The 13,690-nt window shown below is 33.4% G+C and carries 7 protein-coding genes; 3 read left to right on the top strand and 4 right to left on the bottom strand.

Annotated features, from left to right (window positions below; all coding sequences use genetic code 11):
- Positions 1-102: 102 nt before the first annotated feature.
- The 4 genes from HNV08_RS01875 to HNV08_RS01890 form a co-directional block, all read right to left on the bottom strand.
- Positions 103-5,676, bottom strand: a complete 5,574-nt coding sequence (locus HNV08_RS01875; protein ID WP_173279409.1) for an alpha-2-macroglobulin family protein — start codon at positions 5,674-5,676, stop codon at positions 103-105.
- 457 nt (positions 5,677-6,133) lie between these two features.
- The gene (locus HNV08_RS01880; protein ID WP_173279410.1) at positions 6,134-8,635 is read right to left on the bottom strand and encodes a DUF7619 domain-containing protein; all 2,502 of its coding nucleotides are present in this window, start codon (positions 8,633-8,635) and stop codon (positions 6,134-6,136) included.
- A 496-nt stretch (positions 8,636-9,131) separates the two neighbouring features.
- Positions 9,132-9,467, bottom strand: a complete 336-nt coding sequence (locus tag HNV08_RS01885; protein ID WP_173279411.1) for a hypothetical protein — start codon at positions 9,465-9,467, stop codon at positions 9,132-9,134.
- 24 nt (positions 9,468-9,491) lie between these two features.
- Positions 9,492-10,262: a DUF6090 family protein gene (locus HNV08_RS01890; protein ID WP_173279412.1), complete on the bottom strand. Its 771-nt coding sequence runs from the start codon at positions 10,260-10,262 to the stop codon at positions 9,492-9,494.
- Between the two features lie 289 nt (positions 10,263-10,551).
- On the opposite strand from HNV08_RS01890, the gene amaB reads away from it, so the two are divergent.
- The 3 genes from amaB (at position 10,552) to HNV08_RS01905 (ending at position 13,631) form a co-directional block, all read left to right on the top strand.
- Positions 10,552-12,105, top strand: a complete 1,554-nt coding sequence (gene amaB / locus HNV08_RS01895) for an L-piperidine-6-carboxylate dehydrogenase (protein WP_173279413.1) — start codon at positions 10,552-10,554, stop codon at positions 12,103-12,105.
- Positions 12,106-12,238: 133 nt separating this feature from the next.
- Positions 12,239-12,943, top strand: a complete 705-nt coding sequence (locus HNV08_RS01900; RefSeq protein ID WP_173279414.1) for a hypothetical protein — start codon at positions 12,239-12,241, stop codon at positions 12,941-12,943.
- Entirely contained in the window at positions 12,921-13,631 is a 711-nt protein-coding gene (locus tag HNV08_RS01905) for a hypothetical protein (RefSeq protein ID WP_173279415.1), read from the top strand. Before HNV08_RS01900 ends, HNV08_RS01905 begins: the two co-directional genes overlap by 23 nt.
- The last annotated feature ends 59 nt before the right edge of the window (positions 13,632-13,690 follow it).

Genomic DNA, 13,690 nt, shown 5'->3' on the forward strand with positions numbered 1-13,690 from the left:
TGTCTGTCGACCGACAAGTGTTTAGTTTGTTTTATCATGCTGAACTTGTTTCAGTATCTTATTTTTAGACCTGCTAGGTTTTAAAAACCAGCAAGGTCTTGGTTACTTCTCTACCGTAATCCATTGGCCTTTATTTCTAACTAAATAATCATTATCATACATGGCTTCAGCTTGTGCGCCTGGCAAATAATAGGTGCCTAAATATGATGCATTTAGTAAAACGGTAAAGGTTTTGGTGCCGTATTTTCCTTTTTTATTCATATCAAAATAGAAATTGACACGATCGTCTCTTATATCAGTATATCGAGCTTGGCTTACAGTTGTGTCTCCAAAGGCTGTGAATCTTGTATTCACAATATCCCAACCCGAAGGGAAAATTTGAGTTAACGCAACATCTCTCACATAATCATTTGTTAAGTTTGAAATACTTACGGTTGCTACAAAATCTTGTCCTTGTTGAAGCTTTGAAACGTCAATTTTATTGCCTTGTAAATCTTTATAAATAGTTGAAATAGTAAAGCCTCTTTGCTCTGCTAATTCTTCACCTAATTTTAGTTTACCAGAACTTACAACTCTAACATAGACTAAATTATCTTTGGCATTATTAATAGAAATTTGGTTAGTACCATCTTTAATAGGTATGCTGCGTTGTGCAATAGCATTTTTAGTATCAATAGTCTCCGATTTTCCATTAATACTGTATGATAGCTTTAAATCTTTTCCGCCATTTTTAATGACCATTTTTCCCATAGCTAATAAACTATATGCTGTGGTTTGAGTACTCATCCAATTATCTCCAGATAGATCTTTAGCAATTGTTTTTGCTAATTCTCTAGCTTTAGGATTACCTGTAATAATCATAGTTTCTAAAGCCATTGCTCTATTTCTATCTACAGAACCGTACGTGTAATAATTAGATCTTGGTGGCTGAAAATTAATATTTGCCGTTTTTGAAATAGCATCACTAGCTTCTTTTTGACCAGCCAATGCATAAGCTGCTGCTAATCGCCATTTAGCTTCGTTTGAGATTTCTTCAAACTCACGTAATCTATTCATACTGGCTAAATCTGGACTTCCGGCTAATGCCAACGTGTATAAACGATACGCTTGTGCTAAATCTGAATGATAAATTTTATAGCTTGGTCTCCAATTACGAGCTGCTTGTTTTTGATAGGCTAGCCAATTACTCTTAAACGTTAATGGTAAAACAAAACCTTTTTTCTCAGCTTCAATCATAAAATGACCTGCATAACTTGTAGTCCAATCATTTGCTGTGTTTTCTCCCATCCAATAACTCATACCTCCATTTGGTTGTTGAAAATTCCCTAAACGTTTTATTCCACTTTCAATATTACTTTGAAGTTCTTTCTTCCTTTTCGCTGTTAAATCAAAAATATCTGCTAAGAATAACTGAGGGAAAACACTAGATGTTGTTTGTTCTAAACAACCATGTGGATAACGAATTAAATATTGTAATCTTCGTGTAAAATCCATTGGTGGTAAAGTTGAAAATTCTACGGTTGCTGAATTGGTTCCAGGCACACCAAAAGTAGTAACATTAACAGATTGTTTAGCGTTAGCTTCTAGTTCATAATCATTAACTTTAGAGGTATAAGGGTTAGGGTTTTCTACATCTATCTCTACTTTATATGTCGATTTTTCGCCATTACCAGACGCTATAACTTCTATAGTATTTATGCCTTTTGCTTTAGTGACATCCAATTCAAAATACACCATTTTTTCGTCTGGTTTATTGAATTTTAAGGATTGAGACGCTTCGCCTTTTACAGTAATACCATCACTTAGTTTTAAAGACAGATTAACGTTTTTTACTTTGTCTTCCATGGCAAAAACCGTCACAGGAAGTGTTACTTTTTCGCCAGGACTTAATTTTCTTGGTAAGGTTGCCAATACCATTAACGGTTGCTTAACCTGTACGGATTTGTCTGTGCTTCCATAAGCTTCAGTGGCATTATTACCAGCAACAACCATGGCTCTTACGGCACCAACATAATTTGGCATTTTAAGTTGATGTGTTTTGGTTTTGCCTTCGCCTAAAAGGAAAGGACCTAAATACGTTACTACAGGTTTAAAACGATTGGCTTTTTTGTTTTTTCCACCAGCAGCACTGCCGTCACCACCAATTGCAAATACTTGGTCTACGCTGCCAGAATATGCACCTATAACATCATCAAAAATGTCCCATGTTTTTACACCCAAAGCTTCTCGTGCATAGAAACTATCCCAAGCATTTGGTGTTTTAAAACGGGTTAAGTCTAGCAAACCTTCTTCAACAACAGCGATGGTATAAGTCATAGCTTTGTTGTTTTTCTCAGACACAGTTATCTCATAAGATTGTTCTGGTCTAATGACATCTGGCATCTTAATTTCAGGTTCTAATTTTGTTGATGGATCTTCTACCATCATTGGTATGACACCAAATAATCGAATTGGTAAATCATTAGATGAAATGGCATGTGGTTGTAATAGTGAAATGTTAATAAAAACATTTGGTGCCATTTTAGAGGTTACCGGAATATCAACTGTAGTTTCTCCAGGCTGCGTTTTTACCCATTGGTGTTGCAGTACTTCTGAGCCATTTTCTATGCTAACTAAAGCTCTTCCTTCAGTGCCAGAAGGGAAGGTTAATTTTGCGACATCTCCAACATTATAGTTATCCTTATCTGTAGAAAAGACTAACATTTTTGCGGCTTCCTTATCGTTTGATGGATTTGTAGACCACCAATTTTTATAAAAATATGCGGTACGTCCTGTGGCATGTCCACTCACAGGATCTACGATTCTAATTAAGTAACGACCGCGTTCGTTCTCCGGAATTTTAAGTTTAAAATTCGCTTTACCATTAGCGTCTGTGTTTACAGAAAACGTTTGGACTGGTCTATGGTAATTGCTCGATACGTAACTCGATAGGTTGTCGTAAGACGAATTCCACCACCAACGCCATTCTACTTTATAAACTTTTACATCTAGGTTTTTGCGTTGTACAGGTTTGCCTTCTGCCGTTACAGTAGCTACATTAAAAGTGTGATTTTCGTCTGTAAAGAAAGATCCATAATTGTTTCCTTTTGGTGATTGTAAGCCTACAAAACTTTCGTAAGGTGCGTAAGGCATAGAGAAAGCATCTAGTGAAAAATCGCCACCATTTTCAAAAGCTCTTACTAAAAACTGCGCTCTTAACATGCCTGGTGCATTTTTACCAATATTTAATTTTGAATTAATTTTTGCATTTCCATCGTCATCTAAATTGCCTTCGAAAACATTGGTTTCTTCTGAGGTAAATGTTCTCGTAGGATCGTTGAAAACATAATCCTTGTAACCTTCAAAACTAGTATATGATGATGTGAATTTTGCTTTTACTTCGGCTTTTAAATTTTTAGCTGGTGCACCATGTAACCAAGTGACATTTAGGTCGCCTTGAAGGGGTTTATTGTTCGTTAAAATTTCATCTTCAAAGTCTATTTTAATTTTTAGTCGATTTGGTTTTACGGTTTCGATTTTTAAACCTTTTGAGAAGGTTGCACCACCTACAGATACTTTAGCATTATAGTTTCCTGTTTTATAATCTGATGAGGTTGGTACTATAAAATCATAGAAATTATTAAGATTATCTACTGACACTTTTCTGTAAACTAATTTACCAACAGGATCTGTAATTTCTAGTTTTACAGGATGACGTTTTGGTAATTTATTGGCATTGTCATTAAGCATAAAGGTTAAAAACAGACTGTCTCCAGGTCTCCAAACGCCACGTTCTGCATAGATATAACCTTTTAATCCGCGTTGTAATCTGCTTCCAGATACATCGAATTTACTTAGTGATAAGGACATGCCATCATGTAATTTTACATAACTCACACTTTTTCCTTTAGTGACGATGGCAAAGGCTGCTTTGTTTTTGGCATCAACCTTAAAAATACCGTCTTGGTTTGTGTTTCCACTGGCTAATTCTTGTTGCTGGTAATTGTATAGTGTCACATTTGCTGCACTTTCTGGATCAGTGTTTAGAATATTTGTAACGGCAAACATATAGTTATTGTCATTGCCTTGTTTTGCAATGACACCAAGATTTGAGCTAATTAAGTTCTGAGAAACAACACGGTTTCCGTAGTTAAAATAAGAATCTGTGCAAGGGTTATCTCTATCTCTCCAGCGGTAATTGTTGTTTCTGTAACTGTAGCTTAAGTTATCCCAATACAATTCTTCCCTATAATTTTCTTCTTCTTCGGTAAGGTCTTCAGAGGTATAGTAGTCTTCGCCATAATAATCGTCGTAGTAATCATCTTCTTCAATATTTGTGGTTTCAGCTTTTGAAGAACAATCGTATAATGAATACGACTTTTTATAGCTCAATTCTACGCGATAAATGGCACCAGGATCTGCCGATAAGTATTTAGATAAATCTATGCTGTAGGCTTTCCATTTACCTGTGTTTTGGTTGTCTTCTTGAATTAACGTTATGGTTTCCTTAGCGATGCGTCTTCCTACTTTTTTAATCGCGTATGGATCGCCACTACTAATATGATAATCTTGTAAAAATTGAAGCACGTTATTTTCGTATATTTTAATAATTCGCACATCGACTTTACTCAAATTAACGGCTTCAAAATTAAATTTTAAGTTATTGGAATTTGGAAGAATACTTCCATTACTGATGAGTCTTACTTCTGGTTTAATTTCTTCAAAAGTGATCGTTTCTGAAAATGGCTTTTTTAGCTTATAGCCATCTGTATTTTTGATGCCTTTAAATACATCGACCTGAATGTTGCCAACTAATTTAGTGTCTGGATACACACGTAAAACGTTGCCATCTACTATGTATTTTGGATTTTTTGCATTTTGAAGCGAAACTAAACCTGCAAAGTTTTGTTGTTTTACTAAGGGATCAGAAAAATTTAAGGATAAGTATTGTTCTGGACTTTGTACCACTTCGGTATTAACAATTACAAAGTTGTTTTTACCAGGAATGGTTAAGAAATTCTCGCCTTTGTTTTCTGCTTTTATTGCGGCACCATCCCAAGCGATATCAATTTTGCTGTCTTCAACTAAACGATTGATACTGTCTATTTTAAACTCGAAGTATTTTGAATATTCTAATTCTTCATTCCAAACTAATTTTAAGTCTTTTGAGTTTTGAGATGCCGAAACTAACTTTTTTGCATCGGAAAGTGAAATCACATCTGCAGATCTTAAATCAGCAAAAAGGTATTGCCACTCTTTACTGTAAGACTGTAAATTTTGCGTTGTAATATTAAAGCTTGGTGTAATGGTTTTAAATTGAAATGTATAATCTTCAAACTCCTTTGGGATATCGTTGTATACCTCTGACAATTTTATTTTTACCGTGTATTCTGTAGCAGATTCTAAATTTTCGTCTGGTGTAAAAAGCACTGTGTGATTGTTCATGGCTTTTAATTCGCCTTGAACGTGTGGTGTGATTTTTATAAGATCTGTTGGTAATACTTTATCAATTTCCCATCCAGCGACCGTATCAGAAAGGCTAATTTTTATGGGTTCTGCAACTGAAACTAACCCTGAAGTCGTATAACTTATATAATTTCTATACTTAAATATATTATCGGTTTCAATAGTTTTATCCTTACAAGAGTATGCGGCAATGACAATTAGGAGTAGGACGAGGTGCTTTTTGATGTTCATGATGTTGATGGGTTAAAGAGTAAAACTACGATTTAAAAAAGAAGGGTAGGTGCATTCTTGTTAAATAAGTACTGTGATTTTTATGGGTTTAGACTTTGGTTGGTTGTTAAATTGTTCTTAAAGTTAAGAATTGTTATGAAATGAAGGGAGGAAATTAGGATTGTTTTAGCATTGAAATTTGCAAATAATATGTAACGATTTATAATTATTTTTTAGAGGATTTAATAGGAGGATTAATCTCAATCTTGCGCTATTAAGTCTCAAACCTCAAGGATACGTTGTGTTAAGATCGGCCTTACTATTTATAAGCTTTGCATAGGTTGCGCATTACATAATGGCACGTTCAATTTGAACATCATTTAAAATGGGTAAACTTTTAGTTTTTGCGACTTTAGCTAAATGAAAAATAGCTAGTATTTGCTTAGCGTTTCGATACTCATGAAGTAAATAAACTCTATCATTTAACCATAACTTTAACATTAGTTGTTTTAAGATTTGAATTGATATTTAAAAAGTAAACGCCACTTTTTAAGTGAGATAAGTCGAGCTCTGTATTTAACGTGTGGTTATTAAATTGAATTTCTTTTAGATTTCTACCATTAATATCAATTACTGAAATTGTATGAAATGCCGTTTTACTAGATATGTTTATGAAGCCCGAAGTTGGGTTCGGAAAAATTGAGAAATTATTTAAATCATGATCTGCATTAGAGAGTTGCTCAACAAACTCTGTTGATACTGTGTTTGTTGTTATTGCAGGATTAAAATCGAAATAAATGTCTGCGGTATTTTCAACAATATCAGAAATCTGAACTGAATTTATTGGTTTAATTTTATAAGCAATATAACCATGGGAATTAGGTTCATCGTTAGTACTGTCTGGTAGGTTGATATCGTTAAAAATAAAATTAACTTGTGTGTTGTTTGTGATTTCCACACGACCATCATGACTTAGGGACTCTAGTTGCATGGTTGTCCAATCTAGTTTGTCATCTAATGTATTTTCTACATTGACGTTTATTGCTTCTGCTGTACCCGTATTTTGAAAACGAATGATATAATGTAAATAGTCATCTGAATCATCAATATGAACAGTTTCACCTTCTAAAACTCTAATATCGTTAGGGTCATAAGCACCAATTACAAGATCTTTGAAGAGAAAAACATTGTTATCTGGTGTTTCATCTCCTGCTATTGGATTTACGGTTGCAGTAAATTCTATAACATCATCAATATTAGTTGTTGGTATCTGAAAAACATTAAATCTTAAATCAATGGTTCTAATTTCAAAAGGGCTGAGGTCTGTAAAACTTAAACTCAATGAGGTATCTGAATCTTGAACAACATTTTCATTCGCAGTTATATATTGTATTTTTTCATCATCAAATTCTAATGCTACATTACCAGTTAATTCTGTGTTACCGTTATTGCGATAGACGAGTTTGTAAATAATGTCAAATCCAGGTCTAGGATCAGATAATGGATATAGCGATATACTTAAATCATCTACAACTCCATAACGTTGCAGGCAAAAATTGGCTGTATCAGTATTGCTATAACCTGTAAAAGAGGAGTCGTACGAGCTTGGGTATACATTAAAATAACTTGGTAATTGAGAGGCGATAGTTGTCGTATAATCACCTTCACCTGGAAATAATTGATACAAACTATTATTTAACGTCATTGATGTCAACGTTTCTGTACCATTTGTGGTTGTTACAAATATATTAGGTATGTCGACATTAGGATTTGTACAACCCGTGAGATTAGTGTCTAGTTTTACGTAACCTGAAATTTCATTACTTGAAATACCGAGATTTTTATACCAACCCATATCAGAAGAACTCACAAAAGCTATATCTAGAATACCATCTTCATCTATATCTTTTACAGAAATAGAATGAGCACCATGACCAGGACCACTAATACTTTGTATACTTCCAAAAGTACCAAGTCCGTTTAGGTTTTCAATCCAAACTATTTCTGCAGTTTCAACAGTACCGCCATAGCTACCATACGAAGCAATAATATCGAGATCGCCATCATTATCTAAATCGGCACTTTCAATTTCTTTAGGAAAGCTTAATTCGGTACTAATAATTTGTTGTGCACCGAAAGAACCAAGGCCATCCGTGTTTTCGTACCAGGCAATTTTACTATCACTAGAAGATACCGAGAGTACATCTAAATCGCCATCACCATCTACATCAGCAAACGTAGCTTTATAAACATAACTTACAAATGTGGTAATGACTTCGCCCAATACAAAAGTACCTAGTCCATCTGTATTTTTAAACCATCTTATTACGTTGTCGTAGTTAGAGGCTACAAGTAGATCCATATCACCATCACCATCAACATCTGCACTCTCAATATAACATGCACCATCTGCATTATTAAAGATAATTTGTTTAGAGCCAAAGTTTCCTAAGCCATCTGTGTTTTCATACCATGCCACAGTATCATCATAAGCAGAAGTTACAAGAACATCTAAATCGCCATCACCATCTATATCTTCTGCAAATACAGAAGAAGGTGCATTTTGAGTTTCTGTTATTATCTCCTCAGCGTCAGTATCAAAATAAATAAAACCATTGTACTCATTTCTATGCCAAGATACCTTGTCTTCTAATGAGTTTGCTGTAATAATATCTAAATCATTGTCACCATCTAAATCTGCAGCGTGTATAGAGGTCGCAAAGTTTAAACTAGAGATGTAAGATGGAGAGGCAAAACTACCTTCGCCATTTACATTAGTAACAAATTTTACGCTGTCACCACTACCTGCATAAGTTGTAGAATAAATAATATCTAAATGTCCATTATTTGTTATATCCTCCAAACAAAGTGACTCGTTGTAGGAGGCTTCACCGTATACGTAATGTGCTTCAAAACCTAATTGGGCAAAGGTTATGTTGAAAGCAAATAGAAATAAAAGTGTAGGTAAAAATGACTTCATGTAAATTTTGGGTTTTGAGTTAAAAATACAGTTTCTTATGAGTGGTTATTCAATTTATCAACTAGAATTCTACGAGATATCATAAATTTTATGTTGTAAACGTGTTAAAAGATAACATAGGTGTTTGTATGTTTATGGCTACATCGTAAAAGATGTAATTTAATAAATAACTGCTTAATAGAAAATTTTTGTAGATTTTTGTTTTATAGATGGAAGTAAGTAATGAGTTTAGATTGATGCTGTTTATTTTTGAGTTAAAATTGAGGAGTGATTAAAAGAGTAACTTTATTTATTCTTCTTCTTCTTCAATTTTCTACTTTCAATTCTTCAAAGACTTTTATTGTATTTTCATTTTCTGGATTTAATTATATTGATTTTTTTATAGTTTTTAATGCCATTTTCCTTACTAAGCATTCGGCAATAGCGTATTTAAAGTATTTAGATGTTTTGTTTTTCTCTATAAGGTCTTTTCTAAAATGTCAGAAGAATTTAATCATTAGTATAGTATATTATCTAAGGTCATGTCTAAACGTTCTTCCATCATACTAAAACTGCAATCCGAAAAAAATATCTTATACATTTCTCTTCTAAACGCTGCAAGTTCCATTTGGCTGTAATCATGATTATTAATGACCTTTTCAATTTTATCTAATCGCTTTTTAGAAGAATGCTTATGGAATTTTTTATGCATTTTTAAAAAGGATTTTGGAGCGGTTTTGTTTTGTATCATTTTTAATTCTTCCTCAGTTTCTGTTTTATCAGCATTAGCGCAGAGTAGCATAATATACACTTGTAATTCTGTTTTGGTCCAATTTGGCTTTTTACTTTTCATGATGTTTATATTTAATTAATAGCTTTATTTATGTTCTAATTCGTGATCAATTTCTTTTAGAATGGTTTCTATTTGCGTTTTAATGCCACCAAATAATCGAGGACCATTTGTGGCTTTAGCTAATAGGTAATAATCCACAAGATAATTTTCAAATTCAATAGAATTAAAGATGTCCTTGTTGTTGGTTTTTGCAGATATAGATTGAAATTGAGAATCAATGATTTTTAAATCTGTAACAATAGTTTTAGCGCTTCCGTTTTTAAAAAAAAGACTTGTTAATTTTCGTTGAGTAAAATCAGCATCATTTAACTGTGTGCTTAAATAATTTATGGTACTTTCAAAAGACGCTAAATCTTGCCTCAAGTTTTTATTTAAAATAAGATTCAGTTTACCAGAACTAATAATATCATTTAAGACACCTGTTGCTGGTGTGTATTGAATATCACTACCAAAAATAGGACCAAGTAATTGAGAAATTGTGTGTGTACTAGTCGTATCGCTTACATTCTTGTTAAATAAAGTCAAAATCGTTTTTAGTGATTGTACGCGCTGTTCATTGACGGAAATAGATGTGTTTATTTTTTTTAAATTGGTTTTAAACTCTGTTTGAAGCGATGTTAAATAGTCGTGTTCTATTTTTCTTTGCGCATTAAAATTGTTGTTGTTATTAATACCTAACGCAATAAGAATACCAATTACCACAAGGATGATTTCTCCAATGGCATAGATCAAATATTTAGAAAATTTGTTCTCGCTTAGAAGCCGTTGTCTAAATCGGCGTAATAATGTTATCATTTACTTTCTTTTAGGTTGAAAGTAAATTAGGTCAATGGTTGTAGATGAGGTTGGTTAACTATTTGTTTTTAAAGATATTAAAATGTTACAGAATTAACCCTAAGTTGTTGTAAAAGATGAGCAAAAAAACATAAATAAGCATCTTATTTGAAATAAAAAATGTTTCTTAGCTATCACATGAGACTTCATTTTATTATCAGTTTTTATTACAATTTATACAGCAGTAAAATTTGACATTTTATTACTAACTTCGCATAAAAATTTAATAATTCATAAAATTTAAACATATATGGAAGCAATTGCTACCGATTTCGGAATAAATGACGCTTTGAGTCAGTTAGGTGTTAAGGATTTAAATGAAGGAACTTCAACAGGCTCTAATACTTTTTCTAATGGAGCAATTATTGAAAGTTATTCTCCTGTAGATGGTCAATTAATAGGCAAAGTAAAATCTACGACAAGAGCAGATTACGATAAGGTAATGGATGCTGCAACCAGCGCGTTTTTAACATGGAGAGATAAACCAGCACCACAACGCGGCGAAATAGTGCGTCAGTTTGGTAATAAACTAAGAGATTTAAAAGAGCCATTGGGTAAATTGGTGTCTTATGAAATGGGTAAATCTTTGCAAGAAGGGTATGGTGAAGTACAAGAAATGATTGACATTTGTGATTTTGCCGTAGGCTTGTCGCGTCAGTTAAACGGACAAACAATTCCTTCAGAACGACCTGGTCACGTGATGCGTGAACAATGGCATCCTATAGGTGTAGTTGGTATTATTTCGGCCTTTAATTTTCCGGTTGCTGTTTGGGCTTGGAATACAGCTTTAGCATGGATTTGCGGTGATGTTTGCGTGTGGAAAGCGTCTGAAAAAGCTCCATTGTGTTCTATTGCTTGCCAAAATATTATTGCAGGTATTTTAAAAGAAAATGATCTGCCAGAAGGTATTTCATGTATCATTAATGGCGACTATAAAGTTGGAGAAATGATGACAACAGACTCTAGAATACCTTTAGTCTCTGCAACGGGATCTACAAGAATGGGCCGCATTGTAGGTGCAACTGTAGCAGAACGTTTTGGAAAATCGTTATTAGAGTTAGGTGGTAACAATGCGATAATTATTACGCCTTCGGCAGATTTAAAAGTTGTTGTGCCTGGTGCTGTATTTGGTGCTGTAGGTACATGTGGTCAACGTTGTACGTCTACTAGACGACTCATTATACACGAATCAGTTTATGATAAAGTAAGAGATGCCATTGTTGGTGCTTATGGGCAATTAACGATTGGTAATCCTTTAGATGAAAAAAATCATATTGGACCGTTGATCGACAAAGACTCTGTAGCGACTTATTTAGCTGCAATTGAAAAAGCAATAGCAGAAGGCGGAAATGTTTTAGTTGAAGGTGGTGTTTTAGAAGGGGAAGGATACGAATCTGGATGCTACGTAAAACCAGCAATCATTGAAGCCGAAAATCATTTTGAAATCGTACAGCACGAAACTTTTGCACCAATTTTATATCTCATGAAATATTCTGGAGAGGTAGAAAATGCAATTGCCAAACAAAATGGTGTAGCTCAAGGGTTATCATCAGCCATTATGACTAACGAGATGAAAGAAGCAGAGAAATTCTTGTCTTATGCTGGTTCAGATTGTGGTATTGCAAATGTAAATATTGGGACTTCTGGTGCCGAAATTGGAGGTGCTTTTGGAGGAGAAAAAGAAACTGGTGGAGGACGTGAGTCTGGCTCAGATGCTTGGAAGGTTTATATGAGGAGACAAACTAATACCATTAATTACTCAGATGAGTTGCCTTTAGCTCAAGGCATAAAATTTGATTTATAAATTCGGTTTACCGATTGTGATATAAAAAAAGCTGTTTCATGTGAAATGGCTTTTTTTATTTTAACATAATCTGACGCAACGGTTTCTGACAAAGTTCATCTTAATGTTATATATTTAGTTTAAATAACAGTGTATGAAAATTAACCTCAAGAGCCTTTCTATTGTTTGTATCTTTTTTTTGACTTTTGGTTGTGTAAATGAGTTTGAAGATGATGTACGGATTTTAGTTAAGGGAAATGTTGTAAACAATGATGGAGCACCTATAGAAAGTGCGCAAATTAGTGTGTATACAAAACGACCAAGAGGAATTTTTGTGAGCTCAGGATATGATGAGTATTTATTGGGTAGAGGTTATAGTGATGGAAATGGTGAATTTTCTGTGACGTCTATTTTAGATTTAGATGATGAGTTTTCTATAGAAATTGATGCAGAAGATCAATTATCTAAGTATAGATATTATACAAATACTATTAATTACATTCCGCCCAATTTAGTTTATGATTTAAACACAGTAGAGTTAAAATCTTTAGCGACATTGCATTATAATATTACCCGAACAAGTGGAGAAGGACACACGTTAGACTACAGCTTTAAATACACTAATATCTATTGTGTAGATTACTATGAGCTAGGTAGTATTAATGAAAGCCAAAGCTATTGTTATAATGACTTAATAGATTATAGAGTGTTAAATGATATCAGCTCTGATGTAGAACGTAGTTTAAGCACCACTTTGGGAGCAACTATAGAATTTAGATATGCTATAGATGACCAGCCAGAAATTATTGAAACCTTTACCATAGATCAACCAACGTATGAGTTTAACTTCAGTTATTAATAAAGCAATTGTCAGTTTTTGTTTGTTTATAAGTTGTATAGGTTATACACAAGTAGACACTGATGAAGAACTCGGTAGCAGAGAAACATCAAGTGTGTTTGGTAGTATAGAGCGTCAAAAATTTGTTTCATTTTCGGTTGGTTACCACATCCCAATATCAAGTGGAAATAATTTTGTTGGAAGCGCATATAGTGGAAAGTCTGGATATGATTTAAGACTAAAGTTATACGTCTATAAACAATTTTTTATGGAGTATAATAATTCTATAAGTTACTTTTCGGTAGATAACAACGCTTTAGTGGGGAATTATAATAAGAGTAAGTTTCAAAGCAACTTTCTGTATTTTGGTTATGAGTTTCTACCAGCTCCACATTTTAGACTAGGTGTTAATGCTGCGTTATTTGGAGAAACTAAAATGACAAATACGGGCTTTAATTTAAGCGAAGGATTTCAAAATGATTCTGGTCAACTGTCTAGTTATGGGTTGTATTTGGCTTATGAAATACAATCGCAAATTTCTCTGTATATAGATTATGCATTCAGAACTGTAAAAACCAATATTAGAGCACCTCAAGAAATAGAATCATTTTTTAGTAAAGGTAATTACAATACCATTGGTGTGGGTATAATGTTTTTATTAGGTAAAAGAGATTTTATATCTAGGTTTACGGATAAAAAGAGCCGGTAAATTGTGACTTAATGAGGAATTGTGTTTCGTATAATTGACTAAAAATGTTAAATTTTTAA

The organism is Winogradskyella eckloniae, assembly GCF_013249045.1.
Classification (GTDB): Bacteria; Bacteroidota; Bacteroidia; order Flavobacteriales; family Flavobacteriaceae; genus Winogradskyella; species Winogradskyella eckloniae.